Source organism: Moraxella nasibovis (assembly GCF_029581575.1).
GTDB classification, from domain to species: Bacteria; Pseudomonadota; Gammaproteobacteria; order Pseudomonadales; family Moraxellaceae; genus Moraxella; species Moraxella nasibovis.
Window position 1 is genome coordinate 1,128,076 of record NZ_CP089975.1, and the last position, 25,490, is coordinate 1,153,565.

A 25,490-nucleotide genomic window follows, 5' to 3' on the forward strand; every position below is an offset into this window, starting at 1 on the left:
CGCATAATGCAGATTATGCAGCCGCAAGCGGTAAAAATACCCCATGCTAAAAAAATGATAGCATGGGGCATTTTTAGCATAATCTTAACTTACATTATGCGAAGTATAACTAATCGGATTTATGAATAAATCAAATCTTGAATATCTTTACCGCTAAAATCTTCCAAGCCAAATTCATCACAATTTACCACCAAATCACATTCTTGATTTTGATAAACAGTAAAACCAATAACCTTGCCTGTGATTTGCTGTTTACCAAGCTCGCAAACTGTATTAAAACAAACTCTTTTGCCTAATAATGAATTAAGCTGGTTTAATGTGAATTTCATTTCTTACCGTCCTTGTTGATGAATTCAATTTCTTTGATGACAAAGCTGGCGGTTTTGTTGCTTGAACAAGTTATCTAACATTGTTCATTTGCGCCTGTCGCACTGTCATTTTTCGTGCCGATAATCTAAAATCAAAAATCGCTTGTTTTTGTATTTTAAGCAAACAAAAAACCCTTAAAATTTGATGTTTTCAAGGGTTTTGTAGGCGTGTTAATAGTAAAGCGTTATTATTTGATTGTTTTAAATTGATTATTATAATAAAAAACAAAAGACTTACAACAAATGCTGTAAGTCTTTGATTTTATTGGTACCAGTGGTCGGACTCGAACCGACACGCTTTTAAGGGCAACGGATTTTGAATCCGTCGTGTCTACCAATTTCACCACACTGGCATGAGTGGTTAAGCTGATTGCTTATGGATGCGTATTATATAGGATTTTTAAGATTCGTCAAGCCTTTTTTGCAAAAAAATACTCAAATTTTTATAAATATTTGCAAATAATGCTCGCTTGGCTGACAGCTCACTGATTTTGGGGGCGAATATTCACTTCAAGCACATAGTTCATGATGTTTGGCTTGCGCTCCAAGCTGTCATATTCCAAGCGAATGACATGACGACCACTCGCCACCACCACATAATCACCATTGGCAAAATTATGGTAATAAGGAATGTCCAGATACGGCTTCATGCGAGAATCCGAGACCGACACACTCACCACCTCGCCGACATTTGGATAGATGAAATAGTCACAAGCATTGCCCAAAATTTGCTCTTGACGAGAAACAGAAGTCCTGTCGATGCGTTTTTGTACAAGCTTTGGACATTCGTCTTGCGCACTGATGCGACCTTGCACCAAAGCGGCTTGGTCGCTCTTCTCGCCAGCCAAGTGCTTGCTTTCTATGGATTGTGCTGGCGGCACTGTGTCATCACAGCCGGTAAGGCAGGCAAAAACACCAAACGCCAAAAGACAGCCAAGCCACCTTGGTTGAAGATGGTTGCACCAAGAGTGTGTCGCATTCATTCCGTCATGCATTGTGTGATGCCCTATTGTCTCAAACGCCCTACCGACTTACGCGCCTTGCAAGAATTCACTGACGCACGCATTTAAAGTCTTGGCGACCGCCGTACCGACAATCTGCGTGCGTGCGGCAGGGTCAAGCGCTGCTTGTCCAAGCTCGGTGAGTGTGACGCTCTGCGGGGCTTTTTCGCTCACGCAGCCACAGGCTTTGTTTTCAAGAGCGGTTTTCTGCTCGCTCGTCATGAATAGTGATGCCGTCTTGTAAATCTGGTTGGCATTCAGCTCGCTGCGGCACCGTGCGTCCACCGCTGTTTTAAAAATATTCATGCCAATGCCGCTTGCTGAACCTGCCGCTGTCTGCACATCACTCGTGGCACAGCCTGACAACGCCAGCGCCGACACCACAATCATACCAAACTTTTTCATGATTACTCCATTTAAAATATGTTTTGTTTAAAAATCAAATCAAGCTTTACTTAAAACCATGCACAAAACCATCGCCCTGCCAAACCAGTCAAAGCACCCTTCAATGCTTCAAACATCAATGATGTCGGCAAATTTCGCCCCAAGCACTGCTGCCAAATCATCAGGAATTATGCCCACATCCAGCCCACGCCTACCACCACTGACATATATTTTTGGCAGGGTTTGAGCGGTGGCGCTAATGACGGTCGGTAGGCGTTTCTTTTGCCCAAGCGGACTGATTCCGCCCACTAAATAACCCGTGATACGCTCGGCACTTGCCATGTCCGCCATTCTTAACTTTTTAACGCCCACCGCTTTGGCAAATTTACCCAAATTAAGCTGATACGCCACAGGCAACACCGCCACAAAGTAGTTTTTGCCATCGGTTGCAAGCAGGGTTTTGAAAACTTCTTGGTCGGTTAGACCAAGTTTTGCCACTGCTTCATCGCCAAAATTGGTGCAATTTGGATCATGGTCGTATTCGTGAATGCTAAAATCCACTTTTTGCTTTTTTAATAAAGTAATGGCTGGCGTCATAACTCACTCAAATTGGCTACTTATTCAATCGACTTACTCAATCGGCTTTAACGGCTGAACCACATCGGCATTTTGTCCACGATGACGCAGATAATGATCAAGCAGCACAATCGCCAGCATACTCTCGGCAATCGGCACGGCACGCACGCCCACGCACGGATCATGGCGACCTTTGGTGATGACATCGGTAGCATTGCCATTTAGGTCAATGGTTTTACCTGCCGTGGTGATGCTTGCGGTGGGTTTTAGGGCGATGGCAACCTTAATGGTCTGACCGCTACTAATCCCGCCCAAAATGCCGCCTGCGTGATTGGCGGTAAAGCCCTCTGGTGTCAATTCATCTCGGCTTTCATGACCGAACTGCTCGGCAACAGCAAAACCGTCGCCAATTTCCACGCCTTTGACTGCATTGATACTCATCATCGCATGGGCAATGTCCGCATCAAGACGATCAAACACAGGCTCGCCAAGCCCCACAGGGACATTTTCGGCAAAAATTTCAAGCCTTGCCCCACAGCTGGTGCCATTTTCACGCAAACTGGTTACCAATTTTTCAAAACGGGGAATGGCATCGCTATCGCCACAGAAAAACGGATTTTCACCCACGATAGACCAGTCCAATTTTTCGGATTTTTCATTGCCAATCTGGGTAACACAGCCTTTGATGACAATGCCTAGGCGTTCTTTTAGGTATTTTTTGGCAATTGCCCCTGCCGCCACACGCATTGCCGTTTCTCGTGCTGATGAACGCCCACCACCACGATAATCACGAAAACCATACTTCATCGTATAAGTGTAGTCGGCGTGATTGGGGCGAAAAGTCGTGGCGATGTTGCCGTAGTCTTTGGATTTTTGGTCGGTGTTGCGGATAAGTAGTCCGATTGGCGTGCCAGTCGTCCGCCCTTCAAACACACCAGAGATGATTTCTACCTTATCCTCTTCTTTGCGTTGGGTGGCAAATTTGCTCGTACCAGGTTTACGGCGATCCAATTCAATTTGCAAATCTTCTTCACATAGGGGCAAATTGGGCGGCACACCGTCCACAATCGCCATCAAACCCACGCCGTGCGACTCGCCACAGGTGGTTACGCTAAAAAGCTGTCCTATTGTATTGCCTGACATTGTTGATTCCTTTTTTATGGGTGTTTATGGGTGAGAGTGTTTGTGGTTTTTTAATTTACATTTGGTAACCTAAATTTGGTCATTTGGGTTTTGCAGCTTAGGTTTAAATTAAGATTTTACATACTGCTCAAACAACTCTCTATATTCCACCAGCTCCTCACGGTTGATGGCAAAAATTCCATGACCACCCTTTTCAAATTTTAGCCAATTAAATTGAATCGACGGATACGCCTGACGCAAGTGCCACTCACTGTTGCCCACCTCGCAGACCAAAAGACCATCTCGGGTCAGATAATCAGGCGCTTCATAAAGAATTTTGTGCACTAAGTCCAAGCCATCTTGACCCGCTGCTAGCGCAAGTTCTGGCTCGTGCAAAAACTCAGGCGGCAAATCTGCCATGTCCTCAGCATCGACATAAGGCGGATTGGTGACGATGAGTTCGTACTGATTTTCCATCGGCAATTTGTCAAACAAGTCGCTTTCAAGCAAATTCACCTGATGCTCTAAGTCATGATATTCCACATTCGTCCAAGCCACCTCTAAGGCGTCTTTTGAAATGTCGGTGGCGTCCACATTGGCATCAGGAAATGCCTTAGCAAGCGCAATGGCAATGCAGCCTGAGCCTGTGCACAGGTCAAGCACTCGCTCAGGGTGTGCCAGCTGACGCTCCTCCAAGCCATGCTCAAAAAACTTGGCTTTTTTGGTGTCCTCCACATCAAAATACGGGAAAAACTGCTTGTTAATCAGCTCGGCAATCGGCGAACGGGGAATCAACACTCGCTCGTCCACATAAAACGGCAAATTGCAAAAATAAGCCAAATTGATGAGATAGCTCAAAGGCTTGCGTTGTACGATGCGGTTGCCAAGCAGCTCCAAGACCGCCGATTTTTCAAGGTCGGTCAGGCGACAATCCAAAATCTCAGGATTTGCAGACCAATCAAGATTTAAGGTATGCAGCACGATGGCGGCACTTTCGGCGAATTCATCGGTCGTGCCCTGCGCCACCACGACATCATATTCACGCAGCTTACTGACACAAAAACGGATAAAATCACGAATGGTGCGCAGACTTTCTGCCGCCTCATTAAGCTCGGCATACAGCTTGGCACTTTGCGCCTCGTTCAATTTGCCATCATCAGAAAATTGGGCAAAATCTTCATGAAATTCGGTAAAGTCGCTCAAATTCTCAGGAAGGTTTTGAAAATCAGCGGTAAAATGAGTGGAGTCAGACATGGTGCGCTCAATAAAAATCAGAATAAAACCATCATTATAATGAAAATTTGGTTTTTTTTAAACCTTATTTATGCGATATTTGTGCGATTTTTTGCCTTGTCGCCCTGCTTTTTTCCTTTAAAATGGTTTTTTGGACAAAAAATTGTTAAAATGGTGGGCATTTATTTTAATATTGAGAATACTCATGAACGACAAATTGCCTTTTTGCTTGCCTGCCGACATCACACCAGAAGTTTTTTTGCGTGATTATTGGCAAAAAAAACCACTTTTGATTAAAAACGGCTTGCCTGCCCTTGTGGGTATGTTTGAGCCAGCCGATGTGCTGGATTTGGCGATAGAAGATGGTGTTTCAGCTCGCTTGATTGCCCAAAAAGACGACAATCCTAGCGAGTGGACGCTTAAAAATTCGCCCCTGACCGAACAAGATTTGCAAAGCACGCCACAGCTTTGGACAGTGCTTGTGCAAAACCTAGAACAGTGGTCACCTGAGCTTGGCGAGCTGTGGCAAGCCTTTGATTTTATTCCAAAATGGCAACAAGACGACATCATGGTGTCGGTCGCTGGGGCTGGCGGTTCGGTGGGCGAGCATTATGATGAATATGATGTGTTTTTGGCTCAAGGCTACGGCTCTCGCCGTTGGACGCTTGGCAAAATGTGCGATGTCGGCACGCCTTTTGTGGAAGGTCAGCCAATTCGCCTGCTTGACGACATGGGGCAGATTATTTTTGATGAAGTGCTAGAAGCTGGCGATGTCTTGTATGTACCGCCACGCCTTAGCCACTATGGGGTGGCACTTGATGACTGTTTGACATTTAGCTTTGGCTTTCGCCGTCCAAATCTTGTGCAAATCCTAGACGAAATCGCCGATGTTGCCACAGGCGAGCATTCGCTATTTTCGCCTTTGACCCTGCCACAAGCGGTGCAAGCCAATCCGTATGAACTTAGCAATGACAGCGTCCGTGCAATCAAAGATGAGCTTATCAACTTGCTCAATTCAGAACAAGGCGATGCCATCATAAGCCGAGCATTGAGCGAGCTAGTCAGCAAACGCCAATATGAGCTGGTCGCCTTTGAGGATGAATTGACCCCTGATGAGCTTGCCGAACGCCTACAAAGTGGCGAATGCTTGATGATTAACCCTGCTTGCCGATTTGTCCTACAACATGGCGAATGGTACATCAACGGCGAAAATGTCTGCTTTACCGAAGACGAGCTGGCACTCATTGAGCGATTTACCGACAATGAAGCGATTGTCTTTGATGATTTAACCGATGAGCTGCTGGCAAGTACGGCAAATTGGCTTAATGATAACTGGTTAATTTTGATTTGATAACCAATCTTTTTGCCAAATTTTTCATCACAAAAAAATGAGCCAGCTTTGGCTCATTTTTAGGCTCATTTCTTATGGTCAATCACTAGACCAAGCCCGCCACCCGAAGCCACGCCATGCCCACCGCCAAGCCAATCATACTCACCACGGTGGTAAATGCCAAAATGTTCGCCGCCAAGACATCATTACCGCCCATCGCCTTTGCCATGACATAGCTTGCCGCCGCCGCAGGACTTGCCACCATCACAAACAGCACGCCAAACTGCACAGGCGGTAATTGCAACAGGACGCCTGCCAATACCGCCACCAATGGTGCAACAATCACCCTGCCAATGCTTGCTTGCATGGATACGCCCGACAAGCCAAACATGGATTTTAGATCCAATGTCGCCCCCGCACAAATCAGCGCCAATGGCAGAGCGATGTTTGCCATCAGTTCGCCTGTTTTGGTAATTGGCTTGGGTGGCAGGGGCAACTCCAAACCCTTGTACACAAAGGCGGAAACCAAAGCGATGATGAGCGGATTGGTAAAAATTTTCTTAATAATATCAATGCTTTGTGATTTAAAATTGGTATTTTGGCTCGTGCGAGACAGCGTGATGACCGACAGGATATTATACAAAATCGTAATAATTCCCATATAAATCGCCCCCACGCTCGTCCCCACCGCCCCATAGGCATTGGTCGCCACCGAAAGCGAGATAATCGCCATATTTGAGCGAAACACGCCCTGTACAAACACGCCCTTATCACGCACGGCTGGGACAAAAAATTTGGCATAAGTTTCCGCCCCAAAAAACAGCACAAAAGTCGTGATAAACCCCGCCAAAATCAGCGTACTTTGTTCGGCAAAATTCACTTCACTTTTAATCACGCTAAAAAACAGCAGGCATGGCAAGCCAAAATTAAAGACGATATTGGATGCCGTATCAATAAAAGTAGTGTTAATCTTGCCTGATTTTTGCATATAAAAACCCAGCCCCATCAAGGCTAGGTTTGGAAAGACAATCATAAAGGCAAAGCTTACGGCTTGGAGGATTTCTTGGGGGTTCATGGTAAATTCTGGTTATGATAAAATGACTTATCATAACCAAAAATTACTCAAAAATAAAGTCAAAATCTTCTCGTTATTAAAATGATGAAATTTTATAGGCATTTACCGCACCATCTTTTCCAATGTAGAAAATATAGCCATATTTTAAAATCATGGTTTCGCCATTTTGACCCTTTAACCCATTATGATAAAATCCTTTATCAACACTGCAAGCGTCTTTTTCACTTTGCCAAGTCAAATCGCCACAAGTTTGAATTTCCACCCAAGTTTTACCTTGTTTTGGGCTGGTGCTGATATTACCTGTTAAAGCCGTACCGCCACACATCATATTAAAATAAGCATTATTATATTTTGGTACAGGAGCATTATCTTTGTCCAGTAATTTTGGAAAAAATTGCAAGGCTTGCTTGGTATTTTCAAAATACAAATCTTCCAAACGAGCTTCATCATACACATCAGCACAACCATCAAAATCTGCCAAAGTTGCTTGCTTTTGATTGATTGCAGACTTGGTTGTATTTTGTACTGGATTAACACAGCCAATCATCAAAACCGCCATTAACAACGCATATTTTTTCATTGCAATTTCCTTATTTTGAGTGTGTTTGCAGTCATCACAAATACAGAATGGGGCGTAAGGTGCATAATACGCACCATTTTAGGTACAGCATTTAATTTGGTGCATGGTGCGCACCTGACGAATTTTTAAGAAGTTTTTAATCTCTCCAATATCACTTTTGCATTGGTTTCATCTTGCCAAAAAATCAAATCACAAACTGAAAGATTGGGATAGCGTTTGTGTAATGCGTCCATATTTCTATCCACAATCGCTACATTGCAGACATCGTCCAAGATTTCTTGAATGAGATTTAAGCATTCATCATCGGTTAAATCTTGCCAATTTTCAATCTCGGGCATTAATAAAATTTGGCACAAATCATCTAACGAAATGCTTTTGTAATAATTTTCAACCAAACCCCAATCCACTTTCTTTTTTGCAAGGGATTGGATTTGGGGTTTATATTGTTTGTCCGTAAAATCGGTGCGTTCAAATGCTTGGATAAGTTGTGATAATTGTTCAAATTCATTCATCATTTGGATTTCCATAAAATTTTAGGCATATAAAGACAAGCTTAAAATTTATTTTGAATGCAATAGCGTATACACACCATTTAACACAAACTATAAATGGTGTGTATTCCTATAAAAAACCTTACTCCGCCAATTTCTCCGCCTTCTTCATCTTCTTAACCATCATCGCAAGTAAACTAATCGCCGCAGGCGTCACCCCACTAATCCGACTTGCCTGCCCCAATGTTGCAGGGCGGATATGGCTAAGTTTTTGTACGATTTCATTGGATAAGCCCGACACTTGACTATAATCAAAATCAAGCGGCAAAGGCGTGTTTTCTAGCTTTCGCATTTGCTCAATTTCATCGTTTTGGCGGTCAATATAGCCTTGATATTTGACGCCAATTTCAATTTGCTCGCCCACTTCGTTATTGACAGTACTTTCGCTAATTTTGGCAATGTTGTTAAAAGTAATGTTGGGGCGTTTTAATAAATCCAAGAGATTATTTTCTTTGGTTAAAACTTCGCCTGTATTTTCCATAAAGGCTTTGCCAATTGCATTATTTGGCGTTGCCCAAATGTCTTTTAAACGAGCGGTTTCTTTTTCAATGTCGTCCATTTTTTGATTAAAACTTGCCCACTGTGTTTCATCAATTAAGCCAAGTTTATGAGCGATTGGCGTTAAGCGTTGGTCGGCATTGTCCTCACGCAACAATAAGCGGTGTTCGGCACGGCTTGTAAACATTCGGTACGGCTCTTTGGTGCCGTGCGTGATAAGGTCGTCCACCAGCACGCCAAGATAGGATTCGTGCCTTTGCGGTGTCCAAATCTCCTTGCCCTGCACGGCAAGGGCGGCGTTAATGCCAGCGAGCATTCCTTGTGCTGCCGCCTCCTCATAGCCTGTCGTGCCGTTGATTTGCCCTGCAAAATACAGGCGGTCAATGGATTTGGTTTCCAAAGTCGGTTTTAAATTTTGCGGGTCAAAATAGTCGTATTCAATGGCGTAACCTGGGCGTGTGATGTGAGCATTTTCAAGCCCTTTCATACTGTGAATGAACTCAATTTGCACTTCAAAGGGCAAACTTGTGGAAATGCCGTTGGGATACAGCTCGTGCGTGGTCAAGCCCTCTGGCTCAATAAAAATCTGATGGCTGTCCTTGTCGGCAAAGCGATGAATCTTATCTTCAATGGACGGACAATAACGGGGCCCAACGCCTTCAATCTTACCGCTAAACATCGGACTTCTGTCAAGATTGGCACGGATAATGTCGTGCGTGCGTGCGTTGGTGTGCGTGATGTAGCAAGGGATTTGGCGGGGGTGCATAGCCACATTGCCACGATAACTCATCACAGGCAAGGGCGTGTCGCCGTGTTGTACGGTCATCACGCTAAAATCCACCGTGCGTGCGTCAATGCGAGCGGGCGTGCCTGTTTTTAGTCGCCCAACGGGGAGTTTAAGCTCACGCAAACGGTCAGCCAAACGAATGGACGGCATATCGCCTGCTCGTCCGCCTGACTGGTGTTGTAGCCCAATGTGAATCACCCCACCCAAAAAAGTCCCCGAAGTCAGCACGATGCTTTGGGCATTAATGCGAACGCCACTTGCCGTCACCACCGCCACCGCCTTGCCGTTTTCAATGATAATATCGTCCACGGGTTGTTGAAATAAATCAAGATTGGGCTGATTTTCCAAAGTTTGGCGAACAAAGGCTTTATAAAGTAGTCGGTCGGCTTGGGCACGAGTCGCTCGCACCGCAGCCCCTTTTCGGCTGTTTAGCACCCGAAATTGAATGCCTGCGTGGTCGGTTGCCAAAGCCATTGCCCCACCAAGTGCGTCCACTTCTTTTACTAGGTGTGATTTGCCAATCCCGCCAATCGCTGGGTTACAACTCATCTGTCCTAGCGTTTCAATGTTGTGGGTGATGAGCAAAGTTGGCACGCCCATTCTGGCAGACGCCAACGCCGATTCTGTGCCTGCGTGTCCGCCACCGATGACGATGACACCATAAGATTTAGGGTGAGTATAAAAAGTAGTCATAGTATTTGCTGTTTATAAAAATTAAAGAAAATTAGGCTATTATAGCAGATTTGGGGGCGAAGTTGGGGAATTGTTGGGAAAAATTGGGCGAAAAATAACCGCTTTATGGGCGATAAAGCGGTTATGGAGTTAGGGCAGACGATTGCCTTGTTGGTCAATATAGAAAGTTTCACCGTTTAGTTTAACTTCAGCTTTGTCTTGACTAAAATAATGGGCGTTATCATACAGGATTGGTACGATAATGTTGCCTGTTTTGTCAATAAATCCCCATTTACCATCCATTTCCACACCTGCCATATTTTCATTAAAAGGATAGGCATAGTCGTATTGTGCAGGGACAACAATATTTCCAAAGCTGTCAATAAAGCCCCATTTACCATTTTGAATAAATCCCGCCAATCCTTCGCTAAATTTTTCAAGATAACCATATTTAAAGGGGATAATGGCTTTTCCTGTTTTGTCAATAAGCCCCCATTTTCCATTTTTTTCAACTCGCACCAAACCATTGACAAATTTTCCGCCTGTATCATACACAAAGGGAATAATTGTTTTTCCTTGTTTATTGATAAATCCCCATTTGTCGCCTTTTTTGACGCTTACCAAGCCTTCTTTAAAATCTAGTACATAATCATATTTAAAAGGAATAATGATTTTTTCTGTTTTGTCAATAAACCCCCATTTACCATTTTGATAAACACCTGCCAAACCCTCATGAAAATCTGACACCGTATCATATTGTAAAGCAATGACAAGCTGACCATTTTTATCAATAAAACCAAATTTATCATTTTTTGCAACAACCGCCAAACCTTCCGATAGGCAACCAATTTCATCATAATTATCATAAATTTCTGGCACTTCACACCCCCACGCTTGCCCCACTGACAGCACACCCACCAAAATCATCATCCATTTTTTGTTAAAGTATTTCATCTGTTTTCCTAAATTATCATTCACACAAAGACAAGAAAGCCTTAAATATCAAGGTCTTTTTGGGTATCATCAGCAAGCAAAGTGTCAAGATTGGCACGAGCCTCATCGGGCATTTTATCAAGTAACGCCTGCTTCATCAGCTCATCATCGCTTGCCATTACCAAACGCACCAAAGGCAACACTTCAAAAGGCAAATCATCGACCTTTTGGGCAAAGCTTGCCAAATAATACGCTCCATCGACATCACTGTCAGCCAGTACACGATTATAAACCACCTGCCAAGCCAGCTCGCCTGCCCCGCCGTGCGAAATGATGAGATGAATGGCTTTTAGGGCGGTGTTTGGTTGTTCACACAGTGTCAGAATTTGTTCGGAGATTTGTTTGATTTTATTCATAATGTTTCCAGACGGGTTTCTTGATACTCAGCAATCTTAATTTTTATAAACAAAAACCCCGCCAAGCTCACTTAACAGGGTTTATGAATTAAAAGCACGCCATCACACTTCTGGGCTATGCTCTTCAATCAATGGCTTAAGCTCGCCTGCTTGATACATTTGCAGGATAATGTCGCTGCCGCCGATCAGCTCGCCATTTACCCAAAGCTGTGGGAAGGTCGGCCAGTTGGCAATCAGTGGCAAGGTGCTACGGATTTCTGGATTTTCTAAGATATTAACAAAAGCAAATGGGCGACCGATTTGGGTCAGAACTTCCACCGCACGGGCAGAAAAGCCACATTGTGGAAATTGCGGTGTGCCTTTCATATATAGTAGCACGCTGTGGTCTTTGATTTGATTTTCGATCAATTCTTTAACTTGTGGGTTAATCTCGCTCATAACAGCTCCAAGAATGGGGAAATTGGGGTATTTTAACACAAATTGGGGGAAAAATCGCAAAATTTCAAGTGTTGGTTGCCATTATTTTGTTAAATTTGCTTGCCAAAATTTATTCGCCAACAGCTCATCGCTCATCAAAACAGTCGCAAATTCCCCGTGTAAATTGGCAAGGCTGACCCTGTGCACCGTTTCGCTGTCATAATGTGTGCCGTCAAAACCTACCCTATCAAAAGTTGCCGTCCCGTCCGCCACCACAAAGACGGTAAAGCCCAAATTGCCTGCCATTCGGGCGGTGGTAGAAACGCAATGATTGGTGGTCAAGCCGACAATGACCAGCGTGTTAATACCACGAACTTTTAATTCGTGTTCCAAATGTGTGCCGATAAAGGCGGAATTCACCGTTTTGCCAATAATGATTTCGTCATTTATCGGAGCGGTTAAAGGTTTAAAGTCATTACCAATTTGATTGGGGTGTAATGGCGAGTTTGTGTCGGTAGAATTGTGCTGAATGTGAAAAATAGGTAAATTAAATGTACGCCATTTTGTTAATAAGTTTAAACAAACCTGTTCGCAATTTGGATTGTTTCTATTGCCGCCCCAATGGGCGTGATTGTCAAAACCGATTTGCAAATCAATTAAAAGTAAAGCGGTGTTTTTGTCAATCATAAATTTCCCATTAAAACAATTTTAAAAATAATAAACTTCCTGCAAAACTCAAAAATAAGGAAAACCGTTCGTGGTGAGCTTGGGAAACTTAACGGTTTTCCACCACCCTTCGACCTAGCTCAGGGCGAACGAAAAACCCAGTTTTGCAGGAAGTTTAATCATAATCTATAAGGTGCGTATTACACACCTTACAACTTGGCTAATTTTTGGATTTTTTATCAATAAAATCAATCCACCTTTTGCAACAGTACCACGCTACTGGCAAAAATCCCTTCGCCACGCCCCAAATAGCCCATTTTTTCGTTGGTGGTCGCCTTAATGCTCACACAATCCACGCCCACACCCAAAATATCAGCGATGCATTCACGCATTGCCAGATTATGCGGAGCAAGTTTGGGCGATTCACAAATCAGGGTCATATCGGCATTGATTAGCGTATAACCTTTTGATTTTATTAATGAATTGACAGATTTTAGCATCTGTTTGCTGTCCGCCCCACGCCACCGCTCATCCGTATCAGGAAAATGCATGCCAATATCGCCTAAGGCAAGCGCCCCTAAAAGTGCATCCATCAAAGCGTGCAGCAGTACATCGCCGTCCGAATGGGCTTTAATGCCGTGTGTGTGCGGAATTTGAATACCGCCAAGCGTGACAAAATCGCCTGTGGTAAAACTGTGAACATCAAGACCCTGACCGATTTTTAGCATAGAATTTTCCTAAAATAAACTTTGTATTTTAACACATTTTTACCTAAAAATGATATAATCGTTTCATTTCTGTGGTGCTTTCAATGCAAAAACACCTAATTTATACACTAATTATTTTAAGCCTTGCCATTACCTTTGCCAGCATTAAACCTTTATATTGGCAAAGTTATTTATTACACCAATTTGGTACGATTGTCTTAATTGTGCCGATGGTGTATTTATTTAGCAAACATAAAATAAGCACAACAAGCCTATATGCAATGACGGTGTTTTTATTATTGCATATTTTTGGGGCAAAATGGTCGTATTCTTATGTGCCTTATGATGATTGGTCTATGGCGATGTTCGGCATTTCTATTAGCGAGACTTTTAATTTTAATAGAAATATGTATGATAGAGTGGTGCATTTTGGTTATGGGTTGTTTTTATATCCGCTGATTTATGATTTGATTAAACATTCTTTTAAACAAAATAGCCATCGCCAGCTGATTTTTATTGTGCTAATGGTTAATATGGCAAGCAGTATGCTGTATGAACTCTTTGAATGGGGGCTTGCCATCACCTTATCCGAGCAAGATGCCGAAAACTATAATGGACAACAAGGCGATATGTGGGACGCTCATAAAGACATGGGGCTTGCGTTAATGTGAGCGGTCATCACAAGTCTTATTTATCCTAAAAAGACTTGAATTATTAGGATTTAGCCCCACAATTTGACAAATTTTATAGAGAATAATTATGACAAACCCAAATTCAAATACCAAAGTCATCGTCGGAATGTCTGGCGGTGTGGATTCATCGGTTACTGCCGCCCTACTTTTAGAGCAGGGCTATGAAGTCGAAGGTCTCTTTATGAAAAACTGGGAAGAGGACGACGGCACCGAATACTGCACCGCTTTGGAAGACTTGGCAGACGCACAGGCGGTGGCGGATAAATTAGGCATACATTTGCACACCGCCAATTTTAGTGCTGAATATTGGGACAATGTCTTTGAGCATTTTTTGGACGAATACCGCGCAGGTCGTACGCCAAACCCTGATATTTTGTGCAATAAAGAAGTCAAATTCCGTGCATTTTTGGATTATGCCACCAATCCTAAGTTTGGCTTAGGGGCAGATTTTATCGCCACAGGGCATTATGCACGGCGTGGGACGGACATTGATGGCAAGGCAAATTTACTGCGTGGACTGGATAACAACAAAGACCAGAGCTATTTTTTGCACGCTGTGGGCGGAGATAAAATCGCCAAAACGCTATTTCCTGTGGGCGAATTAGAAAAACCACAGGTGCGTGCCATTGCCGAAAAATACGGACTTGCCACCGCTAAGAAAAAGGACAGTACGGGCATTTGCTTTATTGGCGAACGCAAGTTTAAAGACTTTTTGCAGACCTACCTACCCGCCCAAAAAGGCGACATCTACACCGATGATGGCATAAAAATCGGCACGCACGATGGTCTGATGTACTACACCATCGGACAACGGGGTGGCATCGGCATTGGTGGTGTGTCTGGTCGTGATGAGGCGCCGTGGTTTGTGCTGCATAAAGACTTAGAAAACAACCGCCTGATTGTCGGTCAGGGGCATGAGCATCCCTATCTGATGAGCCGTGAATTGACAGCTTATAAGCTTGACTGGGTGGTTAATCCACCTGCAAACGGCACGAAGCTCACCGCCAAAACCCGCTACCGCCAGCCCGACCAGTCTTGCACCTTCTATCACGATGGCGACAAAGTTCGAGTGGTTTTTGATGAGCCACAACGGGCGGTAACTTTGGGGCAATCGGTGGTGTTTTATGATGGCGAGATTTGTTTGGGTGGGGGCGTGATTGATTGGTGTAATGCGAAGGTAGAGTGATAAGTATCAACATCTAATCACAGCTTTTCACACCACTCTAAATTTAAGCGGATAAATTCTTCCCAAGTATATTCTGACGATAGATAGGTTTTATAATAATCCTCCACTCGACATACGAGTGGACGATTATCATAAATCCTACATAGATTTGTTGCAGCATCAAAATGGCGACAAATGCCATCGCCTCTGTCCAAAAAAGCCGTTTGGTCACTTTTGTGGACTTGGCGACAACATTTGCCACAAGCTGTGCAGGGAAACGGCTCAAAAGTCGATATGTTTGCAGTCGGAATCATTGGCTTGCATCATTATTTCTTTTATGCCTTGCAATGGAGATGATTGTATTTGATTAACTATACCTGTCATTACAAGATTAGCTAATTGCATATCCCCTGTCTCAATAGCCGTATCTAGTCTTTTAAAAAATTCATCAAAATTATTACTTCTTTCCTTAAAAACAGCTTCAATATATTTTTGAAAATTCTCTTTCTGAGCTTGTAATTTGCCTAATTCTACATCTCTATATGCACGAATAGCTTCTCTTTTAGTCTTTTCCTGCTCTTGAACAGTCTTGTACCTTTCTATTGATCCTGAAATCAATTCAATAGACTTTACTATATCAGAAGGTCCACCTGTTGGTATTGGTATTTTTTTACTCATATTACTATCTCCTTGCATACAGACAAGCACTCATATTAATCTCAAGATAAGTGCTTGTTTAGTACTGTCAATTAATTAGATATTGCGTGTTGCTTCCAACAGACCTGAACATTTTACACTAATACCTAATTCAGCTTCACCAGAGTTATTAACCAATGGTGTATGTAAAGCTTCTTTTAATGCTTTACCAATCATCAGCATTTGCTGGAATTTAACCTCATTTGTTGAATCATGTACTTTTACTTTTTCAAAGCGTAAGATTAACTCATCTAGGGTATTTTGCATTTCTTGAGCATTCAGCTGAATAGCTTCTAATACAGCCATAGCCTGCTTAATCTTGCCAATTTCAATATCTACTGTAGCAGCATACTCTTCAGCTTCTGTTAAAGCTTCTGATGCTTTACTTTCCATGAATACACCAGCTACTAAAATCGCTGGAGCTGCAATAATACCACCTAATACAGCAGCACCACCAGCTATACCTAAACCACCTGCAGCTAAAGAACCTCCACCTAACCAAGCAAGTGTTGCATTCGTAGCAGCAGCCCCAGCCAGACTACTAATCGCAGTACCTGTACTTGCTGCAGCCAAAGCACCAACAGTACCATATGCACCAAAACCTGCTAAGGCTCCCGCCATTAATCCTGTCCCTGCTTCTCCTGTTACTTCAAGAGCATCTAGCTCTTTTAAATCATGTTGTAACTGTTTTAAGTCATCTGCTGTCAAAGTATTCTCAAAACCCTGAACTTGAGAGCTTACTGACTTATTAGATACTTTACTCAATATCTCCACAATGTGTGTAATTTGGTTATGGAAAATATCAATCTTCGTTTGCCCAAGTTTTTCAAACTCTAATTGTACAGCTTCTGCTAATGCAGTAAACTCATCTTTTGACTTATCATATCTTCGAGTTGCCCTCTTTGCAATACTCTCAGCTTTTTCCCATCTTTCTTTTGCTGATAAACCAGCAGCAACACCCACACCAGCCGCAGCAAGAACTGCTGCACCAATAATAAACGGTAATGGCATAATAGCCTCCTTTACAAATAAAAATTCAGACGATAAAAAAACTATCCCTCAGACAGATACGCCCGCAATCCGTCTTCAAGCTCCCCTTGCCACCCCTCAGGGCTGACAATGCTGATATTGGGTATCCAATATCGCACTAAGGGCAAAATCTGCATTGGGCTGACCACCTTGCTCGACAGCAACAAATCGCCCTGCTCCAATTCTTTAATCAGCTGCTGCTCTGGCAACAATGACCGACTCAAAAAATGCGATGCCACGGCCGATTTGACCTTTAAAATCACCTCGATTTTATCCTTGCCAAACCAAATACTCTCACTATTGGCGATTTTTTCACTGATTGTCGTATTCGGTTCAAACGACTTATCGCTTAGCATCACATCACTCATACGGCTTAGACGATAGGCTTTTAACTCGTCATTTTTGACCGCCGCCAAATACCAGCAGCCACGATGATGCACAATCTGATAAGGATCAACCACCCGTTCACCGTCTTTATAAAAAAATCTAAGCTGCCTTTTCTCGCCAATCGCCTGCTTAATACAGCTCATCAGCTCGCCAAACATACTGGCATCTTCAAAAGTGTAGCCCTTGACCGAATAAACCTGTGCAGTGCGTTCGTCCAAAATCTCTCGCAAAAAAGAAGTGTCCAAATTGGGATACAGCTTGGCAATCCCCGAAATCTGAGCAAACGCCCGAATGTCCTTAAAATCCAACTTCCCTAAATAACTGCTACTTAGCCGATATTTGCCCTGCTCTTTTTCCAAAGGCAAAAACGCCAATCGCTCATCAATATCTCGCATAATCGTACGGCGACTGACCTGATATTTTTCGGCAAGCTCGCCCACATCTAACACATTGCCCATATTAAGCATGGTCAGCATATCCGCCAAACGATATGCCAATTTTTCGTGCATTGATTTGCTCATAATAAATCCTTGTCGCTGACTGACAATCAATCCACCTTGCGACAGATTGAATGAAAAATGTCAATTTTGTTGATTTCATTTAAAGACCATATCAGCACAATCACACAGCAAATACAAGCTGACTTTTGACGATTTTACTAAAAATGTACTCAATAAAGGTACAAAAAAAATTAAAAGCCATTGTACTCATTTTAGGTAATTTGTCAATTTATCGTAAATATATGCAATGACAAAAAGCATTTACAGCCCAGAAATAATTGCCGTACGCAGTTGGCTCAGAGAAAAACGCTTGGAGCAAAATCTCACCATGCGACAGCTTGCCGAACGATTGGGGCGACCACACTCCTTTGTACAACGCGTTGAAGAAGGCGATCGCCGTCTTGATGTGGTGGAATTTGTATGGTATTGCCAAGCCTTAGGCATTGAGCCTATGCTTGGTTTACAAATCATTTTTAATCATCAAACCGCTTCATAATTGTTATTTTAACAAGTTGATTTGACAGGTTGTGTCATCTTAATTGATTTAAAATGAGAAATTTTTGGGTATTTTTAACGATTTTTAATTGTAAATAATCCAAACTTGACACGATTTGTACTTTTTTAGTTTTATTCACGGATAAACAAAAAAACACCATTTTTAGTAATGGTGTTTTTTTACTTAGAGTCACTTGATTATTTTGCTTGATTTTTTAACACATCAGCATAGCCACCATGATTGGTTACATTATCATACCTCATTTCTAATAACACATTACGAGCAATTTCTGCACGACGACCTGATTGGCAATACAAATGAATCGCCTGATTTTTATCAGGTGCAATTTGACTGATTTGCTCGGCAATCTGCGTATGCGTGATATTGACTGCCTGTGGCAAATGTCCATTATTGTATTCATCGGCTGTGCGAACATCAATCCAAATACCCTGCTCATTTGCCTGCACCGTTTGCACGCTTGTTTTTTGCGGGGAAGTTTGCTCAGCACAAGCTGTTGTCGCCATTGCACACAATACAAAGAAAAGTAATTTCTTTATCATGCTTTGCTTAAATCTTATATTAAGTTTTTCTAATATAATATAAAACACATATTTTGACAACGCACTAAACTATCTGGCTACATCATACTTTGATTCCTAATTAAGAGTGGATTTAAATATTTATCATTAAAAGCATTCTTCAAAAATCCACATTTTTATTTGATAAACATCTATAATTCCTAATCACAGTAAAAATAAAAGCTGAAAAAAAATACAAAATTTGTTATAATTCAATCATAATTCTCATCATTTTTTAAGGATTTTAAAAATGTCTTTAAACCAACTCACCGCCCTATCCCCCCTTGACGGTCGCTATGCGTCTAAGTGTGATGCCTTGCGTCCTTATTTGTCAGAATTTGGCTTGATGCACGCACGCGTGACCGTAGAAATTCGCTGGCTACAAGCTCTTGCCAATCACGCCGATATTAGCGAAATTCAACCATTTTCTACCGAGACCAACGCTCGCCTAGATGCCATCATTGACAATTTTTCACTTGAAAATGCCGAACGCATCAAGGAAATCGAACGCACCACCAACCACGATGTTAAGGCGGTAGAATATTTCCTAAAAGAACAAATCGCCGACATTGACGAGTTAAAAAACGCTGGCGAATTTATTCATTTTGCTTGCACATCAGAAGACATCAACAACCTATCGCACGCCCTAATGCTAAAATCTGGTCGTGATATTTTGACTCAGTCAATGCAACAAATCATTGATAACATTGCTGATTTGGCTGACAAATACGCCGATGTGCCAATGCTGTCTCGCACGCACGGTCAAACGGCAAGCCCGACCACTTTGGGCAAGGAAATGGCGAATGTCGCTTATCGTCTGCACCGCCAAATCAAACAGTTTAACACTGTGGAGCTGCTTGGCAAAATCAACGGTGCGGTGGGTAACTACAACGCTCATTTGTCGGCTTACCCAAGCATTGACTGGGCGAAACACTCACAAAGTTTTGTTGAGAGCTTAGGCTTGACCTTTAACCCGTACACCACGCAGATCGAGCCGCACGATTATATGGCGGAGCTGTTTGACGCCTTGCGCCGTTATAATACGATTTTGATTGACTTTAACCGTGATGTTTGGGGCTACATTTCGCTAGGCTATTTCAAACAAAAATTAAAAGAAGGTGAAGTTGGTTCATCAACCATGCCACACAAGGTCAATCCGATTGATTTTGAAAATTCCGAAGGTAATTTAGGTATTGCCAATAGCGTTCTGGCACATTTGGGCGAAAAATTGCCGATTAGCCGCTGGCAGCGTGATTTGACTGACTCTACGGTACTGCGTAATATGGGTGTTGGTTTTGCTCAAAGTTTGATTGCTTTTGAAGCCTGCCTAAAAGGCATTGGTAAGCTAGAATTAAATGAACAGCGTTTGGCGGAAGATTTGGACAATGCTCAAGAAGTGCTTGCCGAGCCCATCCAAACTGTGATGCGTCGCTACAATGTTGAAAAGCCATACGAAAAATTAAAGGCTCTCACTCGTGGACAAGCCATGACTCGTGAGATGATGGTGAATTTTGTCAATGGCGATGAGCTGACTGCCGTGCCAGCGACCGACCGTGAGCGTTTGGCGGAATTGACGCCAGCGACTTATATTGGTAACGCCAATGAGCAGGCGAAAAAATTGAAAGATTATTTAAAATAATTGTTTGATAAACTGAATAAAAATTGGCAAATCCTGTGTGGTTTGCCAATTTTTTTGGTTTTGGTGGGATTTTTTTGGCTGGTTTAATCCAAAATATACCAAACAAATGGAAAAATTACCATATAATGATGTGATGCCGTAGGTTGGGCTTAAGCTTGCAAAACCCAACAAATTAAATGAGTTATGCAAAAAAGATAGGTTAAGCCCGCTCTACACAGCTTAAAACTTACATCGCCAATCAAGGTGCTTTGTTCGGTCCGCCTGTCAGTCGGCTGATTTTTTTGGTGACGGTCAGTGCCACTGGCAAGGCAATGACAGCACCGACCACGATGGCAGCGATGATGTGCATCGCTTTATCAAAACCCGTCACAAATGCGATGACCATCAATACGCCAATGATCACCGTAAAAGCAATCGAAAACATGGCACTGAATAAAGGCAAATTCATACAAACCCCCATTATCATTGTGGAAATTAGCTTTAATATACACCACTTATTTAAAAAATTCCATAATTTTTTTAAGGTTTTTAAAATCTTGAAAAATCGCATAAAAAATCCCCTGAAAACTGCAAGTTTTTCTTTAAAATTATTTTTAATTGTGCGCTTTTATGCTAGAATTAAGTGTTTTGGCAATCAAAGTTTGTAAAATTTGACAAACCCAATTTGCCCACTTTTATGCACCATCCGTAATACTTGGCGGCTGGTATGATTTGGCACAGGATTTTTTATGAAAACAATGCAACTTAACGAAGTGCGTCAAGCGTTTATTGATTTTTTTGTCAGCAAAAATCACACGCCAGTCGCCTCATCTAGCCTAATTCCACACAATGACCCAACCTTGCTATTTACCAATGCGGGCATGAACCAGTTCAAGGACACTTTTTTGGGTCTAGAAAAACGAGACTACAACCGTGCCGTCAGCTCCCAAAAATGCGTGCGTGCAGGCGGTAAGCACAACGACCTTGACAATGTCGGCTACACCGCTCGCCATCATACTTTTTTTGAAATGTTGGGCAACTTTAGCTTTGGCGATTATTTCAAAAAAGACGCACTCAAATTTGCGTGGGAGTTTTTGACTTCAGAAGAGTGGCTTGCCCTGCCAAAAGAACGCCTGTATGTGACGGTTTATCACACCGATGATGAAGCGTTTGACATTTGGCACCAAGAAATCGGTCTGCCTGCTGATCGCATTATCCGCATTGGCGATAAAGGCAAACAATACGAATCGGACAACTTCTGGGCGATGGGCGACACAGGTCCTTGCGGTCCTTGCTCGGAGATTTTTTATGATTATGGCGATCATCTGTGGGGCGGTCTGCCAGGCACGCCCGAAGAAGATGGCGATCGCTATGTGGAAGTTTGGAACTGCGTATTTATGCAGTTTAACCGCCAAAAAGACGGTACGCTAGAGCCACTACCAAAGCCATCTGTGGATACAGGCATGGGTCTTGAGCGTATCAGCTCGGTCATGCAAGGCAAATATGGCAACTACGAAACCGACCTATTTGTCAATCTGATGGACGCTGCCGCCCGAGTGATTGGCGTGCCTAGCACCTACGAGCCGTCATTCAAAGTCGTCGCCGACCACATTCGTGCGGTATCGTTCCTGATTGCCGATGGCGTGCGTCCAAGTAACGAAGGTCGTGGCTATGTGCTACGCCGTATCATTCGCCGTGCGGTGCGACACGGCAACAAACTGGGTGCGACCGACAGCTTTTTCTATAAAGTCGTCCCTGCTTTGGTCAAAGAAATGGGCAACGCTTATCCGCAATTGGTCGAAAAACAAGCCGAAATCCAAGCGGTTATCCAAAAAGAAGAAGAACAATTTGCCAAGACTTTAGCACAGGGCTTGCGTCTGCTATCGGGCGAGCTGGATAAGCTGACAACAGGTGCAACCCTAGATGGCGAAACCGTCTTTAAACTGTACGACACTTATGGTTTCCCAACTGATTTGACCGCTGACATCGCCCGTGAACGAGAGATTGATATTGATGAAGCTGGCTTTGAAACGCACATGCAAGCCCAAAGAGAGCGTGCAAGAGATGCTGGTAAATTTGATGTGGATTATACCGCCGCAATCAAAGTAGAAACACCGACCGAATTTTTAGGCTATGACACCTTGACCGCTGACACGCACATCGTCGGTCTGTACCAAGATGGCAAGGCGGTAGAAGTCCTAAATGAAGGCGATCAAGGCGTAATCGTGCTGGCCGCCACGCCATTTTATGCCGAAGGTGGCGGTCAAGTGGGCGAGCTTGGCGAGATCAGCACCGAATCAGGCGTGTTTGCCGTAGAAGACACCAAAAAATCTGGCACCGCCATCATTCATCACGGCACGGTCAAGATGGGTCAGCTCAGCACCAATCAAACAGCCGCCGCCCAAGTGATTGACGACATTCGTAAAGCATCGTCAAAAAACCACTCAGCAACGCACTTGCTACACGCCGCTCTTCGCTCGGTGCTGGGCACTGGCGTTGCCCAAAAAGGCTCGCTCGTTTCATCAGAAATGCTGCGTTTTGACTTCTCGCACGACAACCCAATCAGCAACGAAGACTTGGCATTGGTCGAAAAAATCGTCAATGAACAAATCCAAAAAAACAGCACCGTCCAAATCGAATATTTGCCGATTGATGAAGCGATGAAAAAAGGTGCAATGGCACTGTTTGGCGAAAAATATGGCGAAACCGTGCGTGTGCTGACAATGGGCGAAAATGCCGACAAGTCTGCTTTCTCCATTGAGCTATGCGGTGGTATCCATGTGCTGCGTACTGGCGACATCGGTATTTTCAAAATCGTCTCCGAAAGCGGTATCGCAGCTGGCGTGCGTCGCATTGAAGCCTTGACTGGTTTGGGTGCTTTGCGTTATATCCAAGCAGGCGAACAGACGCTCTCTACTTTGGCAAATAACCTTAAAGCCAAGCGTGGCGAAATCCTACCACGCATCAACAGCCTATCGGACAAACAGCGAGAGCTAGAAAAACAGCTAGAACAGCTTAGCCAAAAACTTGCCAGCCTAGAAGCCAAATCGCTGATGGATAAGGTTGAGCAGATTGGTGGCGTGCCTGTGCTGATCGCCAAAGTGGATAATCTTGATGGCAAAGCCCTGCGTGGTCTGGCGGATGATGTCAAATCTAAGCTACACAATGGCGTGGCGGTGCTAGCAAGCGTCTCAGACGGCAAAGTCGCCCTAACCGCAAGCGTCAGCAAAGAGCTGACTGGCAAAGTCAAAGCAGGCGACATCATCAAACAGCTTTGTGAAGCACTGGACGGCAAAGGTGGCGGTAAGCCTGATTTTGCCCAAGGCGGTGCAAACAATGCGGCAGGTTTGGAGCAAGCAATGACCGCACTTAAAGGCGATTTGACTGATAAATTGAACTGATGCAGTGGGTGATTGTGCAAAGGTCATTGAAATGATTGTACAATCACCTTGGGCTTGATGGAGATTGTCATTGCAATACAGCACATTGCAACCTAGCAATGATAGCGCATTAAGCCCAACTAAGTCAGTTCATCCTAAATGTTGGGTTATTCATAAATTTTTATAATCAATTTATCAGTTTATTTTAACAATAAATTGGGTTATAATCTGTCAATCATTCATAACCTTTGGGTTTTCTACCATTTTTTGAACAAAAGGTAAACACAATGGCGTTAATCGTACAAAAATACGGCGGCACTTCAATGGGTAATACCAGCCGTATCAAAAATGTCGCAGCCCGTGTCAAGCGTTGGCACGATCACGGTCATCAGGTGGTGGTTGTGGTGTCGGCGATGAGCGGTGAGACCAACCGACTGATCGGTTTGGCTCGTGAAATCTCGAACGACCCAGATCCACGAGAATACGACCAAATGGTCGCAACAGGCGAGCAGGTTTCTATCGCTCTACTTGCCATGGCTCTAAAAGATTTGGGTGTCGATGCCAAATCGATGACAGGCAGACAAGTCGCCATTAAAACCGACGAAACCCACACCAAAGCACGCATTGAGCATATTGACGCTGACAACTTAAAGAGCGAGCTGGCAGACGGCAAAGTGATCATCGTGGCAGGTTTCCAAGGCGTCAATAAACACAACGACTTAACCACACTGGGTCGTGGCGGCTCAGACACCACAGGCGTTGCCATCGCTGCTGCCATCGGTGCAGACGAATGCCAGATTTATACTGATGTGGACGGCGTTTATACCACCGACCCACGCGTCACCTCAAAAGCCAAAAAATTGTCAAAAATCACTTTTGAAGAAATGCTAGAAATGGCATCGCTTGGCTCAAAAGTCCTACAAATCCGCTCGGTGGAATTTGCCGGCAAATACAAAGTACCACTACGCGTACTGTCAAGTTTTGATGAAGGCACTGATGGTGCTTTTGATGAAGAATTTAAACAAAATGTCGGTACTTTGATTACCGTTGATGAAGGAGATGATATGGAACGCGCTGTAATCTCAGGCATTGCCTTTAACCGTGATGAAGCCAAAATTGCCCTACTTGGCGTACCAGACCGCCCAGGCATTGCCTCTGCCATTTTAAGCCCCATCGGTGCAGCAAACATCGAAGTGGACATGATCATCCAAAACATCGCAGAAAATGGCGTGACCGATTTTAGCTTCACTGTGCCTCGTGGCGACTATGACAAAGCCCTAAAAATCCTAAACGAAAAAGTCAAAGACGACATCGGCGCCACCCAAATCATCGGCAATGATCAAGTCGTGAAAGTCTCAATCGTGGGTGTGGGTATGCGTTCGCACGCAGGCGTGGCAAGTAAGATGTTTGAAACGCTTGCCTCTGAAAACATCAACCTACAAATGATCTCAACCTCAGAAATCAAGGTCTCAGTGCTGATCCAAGAGCAGCACCTAGAAAAAGCAGTCAAGTCACTGCACACCGCCTTTGGTCTGGATCGTGAAGATGGCGAGAGTAAAGTGGCGGGTCTGTAACCCTGTCATTTTCAATCTTGTAAATTTTCAATACAAAAAATTTACATAACTCATTCTAA

28 protein-coding genes and 1 tRNA gene are annotated in these 25,490 nt (G+C 43.5%); 7 read left to right on the forward strand and 22 right to left on the reverse strand.

The window, feature by feature from the left end:
- Positions 1-119 precede the first annotated feature (119 nt).
- The 7 genes from LU290_RS05440 to prmB form a co-directional block, all read right to left on the reverse strand.
- Complete coding sequence (locus LU290_RS05440; protein ID WP_277807610.1) at positions 120-329, reverse strand: hypothetical protein; 210 nt, start codon at positions 327-329, stop codon at positions 120-122.
- Positions 330-634: 305 nt separating this feature from the next.
- Positions 635-721, reverse strand: a tRNA-Leu gene (locus LU290_RS05445).
- Positions 722-850: 129 nt separating this feature from the next.
- Positions 851-1,351: a hypothetical protein gene (locus LU290_RS05450; RefSeq protein ID WP_277807611.1), complete on the reverse strand. Its 501-nt coding sequence runs from the start codon at positions 1,349-1,351 to the stop codon at positions 851-853.
- A 48-nt stretch (positions 1,352-1,399) separates the two neighbouring features.
- A complete protein-coding gene (locus LU290_RS05455) occupies positions 1,400-1,774 on the reverse strand; it encodes a hypothetical protein (protein WP_277807612.1) in 375 nt (124 codons plus the stop codon).
- Between the two features lie 108 nt (positions 1,775-1,882).
- On the reverse strand, positions 1,883-2,350 hold the full coding sequence (gene ybaK / locus LU290_RS05460) for a Cys-tRNA(Pro) deacylase (RefSeq protein ID WP_277807613.1): 468 nt from the start codon (positions 2,348-2,350) through the stop codon (positions 1,883-1,885).
- A 33-nt stretch (positions 2,351-2,383) separates the two neighbouring features.
- Positions 2,384-3,472 (reverse strand): chorismate synthase, encoded by a 1,089-nt coding sequence (gene aroC / locus LU290_RS05465; protein ID WP_277807614.1) that lies wholly within the window; start codon positions 3,470-3,472, stop codon positions 2,384-2,386.
- A 108-nt stretch (positions 3,473-3,580) separates the two neighbouring features.
- Entirely contained in the window at positions 3,581-4,705 is a 1,125-nt protein-coding gene (prmB, locus tag LU290_RS05470; RefSeq protein ID WP_277807615.1) for a 50S ribosomal protein L3 N(5)-glutamine methyltransferase, read from the reverse strand.
- A 184-nt stretch (positions 4,706-4,889) separates the two neighbouring features.
- Here prmB and LU290_RS05475 point away from each other — a divergent pair, with 184 nt between their 5' ends.
- The gene (locus LU290_RS05475; protein WP_277807616.1) at positions 4,890-6,035 is read left to right on the forward strand and encodes a cupin domain-containing protein; all 1,146 of its coding nucleotides are present in this window, start codon (positions 4,890-4,892) and stop codon (positions 6,033-6,035) included.
- An 85-nt stretch (positions 6,036-6,120) separates the two neighbouring features.
- Here the strand turns inward: LU290_RS05475 and LU290_RS05480 are convergent, their stop codons facing one another.
- The 9 genes from LU290_RS05480 to ispF form a co-directional block, all read right to left on the reverse strand.
- Positions 6,121-7,074, reverse strand: a complete 954-nt coding sequence (locus LU290_RS05480) for an AEC family transporter (protein ID WP_277809564.1) — start codon at positions 7,072-7,074, stop codon at positions 6,121-6,123.
- A 91-nt stretch (positions 7,075-7,165) separates the two neighbouring features.
- Positions 7,166-7,669: a hypothetical protein gene (locus tag LU290_RS05485; protein WP_277807617.1), complete on the reverse strand. Its 504-nt coding sequence runs from the start codon at positions 7,667-7,669 to the stop codon at positions 7,166-7,168.
- A 125-nt stretch (positions 7,670-7,794) separates the two neighbouring features.
- A complete protein-coding gene (locus LU290_RS05490) occupies positions 7,795-8,184 on the reverse strand; it encodes a hypothetical protein (RefSeq protein ID WP_277807618.1) in 390 nt (129 codons plus the stop codon).
- 118 nt (positions 8,185-8,302) lie between these two features.
- On the reverse strand, positions 8,303-10,198 hold the full coding sequence (gene mnmG / locus LU290_RS05495; RefSeq protein WP_277807619.1) for a tRNA uridine-5-carboxymethylaminomethyl(34) synthesis enzyme MnmG: 1,896 nt from the start codon (positions 10,196-10,198) through the stop codon (positions 8,303-8,305).
- Positions 10,199-10,327: 129 nt separating this feature from the next.
- Positions 10,328-11,080 (reverse strand): WG repeat-containing protein, encoded by a 753-nt coding sequence (locus tag LU290_RS05500; RefSeq protein WP_277807620.1) that lies wholly within the window; start codon positions 11,078-11,080, stop codon positions 10,328-10,330.
- A gap of 92 nt (positions 11,081-11,172) precedes the next feature.
- Positions 11,173-11,526: a hypothetical protein gene (locus LU290_RS05505; protein ID WP_277807621.1), complete on the reverse strand. Its 354-nt coding sequence runs from the start codon at positions 11,524-11,526 to the stop codon at positions 11,173-11,175.
- A 102-nt stretch (positions 11,527-11,628) separates the two neighbouring features.
- On the reverse strand, positions 11,629-11,964 hold the full coding sequence (gene grxD, locus LU290_RS05510; RefSeq protein WP_277807622.1) for a Grx4 family monothiol glutaredoxin: 336 nt from the start codon (positions 11,962-11,964) through the stop codon (positions 11,629-11,631).
- 81 nt (positions 11,965-12,045) lie between these two features.
- Positions 12,046-12,630: a cysteine hydrolase family protein gene (locus tag LU290_RS05515; protein ID WP_277807623.1), complete on the reverse strand. Its 585-nt coding sequence runs from the start codon at positions 12,628-12,630 to the stop codon at positions 12,046-12,048.
- Between the two features lie 227 nt (positions 12,631-12,857).
- Positions 12,858-13,337 carry a 2-C-methyl-D-erythritol 2,4-cyclodiphosphate synthase gene (gene ispF, locus LU290_RS05520; RefSeq protein WP_277807624.1) on the reverse strand — a complete coding sequence of 160 codons (480 nt, stop codon included), beginning with the start codon at positions 13,335-13,337 and terminating at the stop codon, positions 12,858-12,860.
- Positions 13,338-13,420: 83 nt separating this feature from the next.
- On the opposite strand from ispF, the gene LU290_RS05525 reads away from it, so the two are divergent.
- Both LU290_RS05525 and mnmA read left to right on the forward strand, forming a co-directional pair.
- Complete coding sequence (locus LU290_RS05525; protein ID WP_277807625.1) at positions 13,421-13,987, forward strand: DUF2238 domain-containing protein; 567 nt, start codon at positions 13,421-13,423, stop codon at positions 13,985-13,987.
- An 88-nt stretch (positions 13,988-14,075) separates the two neighbouring features.
- The gene (mnmA, locus tag LU290_RS05530) at positions 14,076-15,194 is read left to right on the forward strand and encodes a tRNA 2-thiouridine(34) synthase MnmA (RefSeq protein ID WP_277807626.1); all 1,119 of its coding nucleotides are present in this window, start codon (positions 14,076-14,078) and stop codon (positions 15,192-15,194) included.
- Positions 15,195-15,211: 17 nt separating this feature from the next.
- Here the strand turns inward: mnmA and LU290_RS05535 are convergent, their stop codons facing one another.
- The 4 genes from LU290_RS05535 to LU290_RS05550 all read right to left on the reverse strand — a co-directional run bounded on the left by LU290_RS05535 (position 15,212) and on the right by LU290_RS05550 (position 17,806).
- Positions 15,212-15,487: a YkgJ family cysteine cluster protein gene (locus tag LU290_RS05535; RefSeq protein WP_277807627.1), complete on the reverse strand. Its 276-nt coding sequence runs from the start codon at positions 15,485-15,487 to the stop codon at positions 15,212-15,214.
- Positions 15,456-15,851 (reverse strand): hypothetical protein, encoded by a 396-nt coding sequence (locus tag LU290_RS05540; RefSeq protein WP_277807628.1) that lies wholly within the window; start codon positions 15,849-15,851, stop codon positions 15,456-15,458. Before LU290_RS05540 ends, LU290_RS05535 begins: the two co-directional genes overlap by 32 nt.
- A gap of 75 nt (positions 15,852-15,926) precedes the next feature.
- Positions 15,927-16,880, reverse strand: a complete 954-nt coding sequence (locus tag LU290_RS05545) for a hypothetical protein (RefSeq protein ID WP_277807629.1) — start codon at positions 16,878-16,880, stop codon at positions 15,927-15,929.
- Between the two features lie 41 nt (positions 16,881-16,921).
- The gene (locus LU290_RS05550; protein ID WP_277807630.1) at positions 16,922-17,806 is read right to left on the reverse strand and encodes a helix-turn-helix transcriptional regulator; all 885 of its coding nucleotides are present in this window, start codon (positions 17,804-17,806) and stop codon (positions 16,922-16,924) included.
- Positions 17,807-18,032: 226 nt separating this feature from the next.
- Between LU290_RS05550 and LU290_RS05555 the strand changes: the two genes are divergently transcribed.
- A complete protein-coding gene (locus tag LU290_RS05555; RefSeq protein WP_277807631.1) occupies positions 18,033-18,281 on the forward strand; it encodes a helix-turn-helix domain-containing protein in 249 nt (82 codons plus the stop codon).
- Positions 18,282-18,478: 197 nt separating this feature from the next.
- Here the strand turns inward: LU290_RS05555 and LU290_RS05560 are convergent, their stop codons facing one another.
- Entirely contained in the window at positions 18,479-18,901 is a 423-nt protein-coding gene (locus tag LU290_RS05560; protein WP_277807632.1) for a rhodanese-like domain-containing protein, read from the reverse strand.
- Between the two features lie 208 nt (positions 18,902-19,109).
- Here LU290_RS05560 and purB point away from each other — a divergent pair, with 208 nt between their 5' ends.
- Positions 19,110-20,498: an adenylosuccinate lyase gene (purB, locus tag LU290_RS05565; protein ID WP_277807633.1), complete on the forward strand. Its 1,389-nt coding sequence runs from the start codon at positions 19,110-19,112 to the stop codon at positions 20,496-20,498.
- 238 nt (positions 20,499-20,736) lie between these two features.
- On the opposite strand, the gene LU290_RS05570 is transcribed toward purB, so the two are convergent.
- Positions 20,737-20,946, reverse strand: coding sequence for a hypothetical protein (locus tag LU290_RS05570; RefSeq protein ID WP_277807634.1), 210 nt, complete (start codon positions 20,944-20,946; stop codon positions 20,737-20,739).
- Positions 20,947-21,235: 289 nt separating this feature from the next.
- Between LU290_RS05570 and alaS the strand changes: the two genes are divergently transcribed.
- Both alaS and LU290_RS05580 read left to right on the forward strand, forming a co-directional pair.
- Positions 21,236-23,878: an alanine--tRNA ligase gene (alaS, locus tag LU290_RS05575; protein ID WP_277809565.1), complete on the forward strand. Its 2,643-nt coding sequence runs from the start codon at positions 21,236-21,238 to the stop codon at positions 23,876-23,878.
- Between the two features lie 266 nt (positions 23,879-24,144).
- The gene (locus LU290_RS05580) at positions 24,145-25,431 is read left to right on the forward strand and encodes an aspartate kinase (RefSeq protein ID WP_277807635.1); all 1,287 of its coding nucleotides are present in this window, start codon (positions 24,145-24,147) and stop codon (positions 25,429-25,431) included.
- The last annotated feature ends 59 nt before the right edge of the window (positions 25,432-25,490 follow it).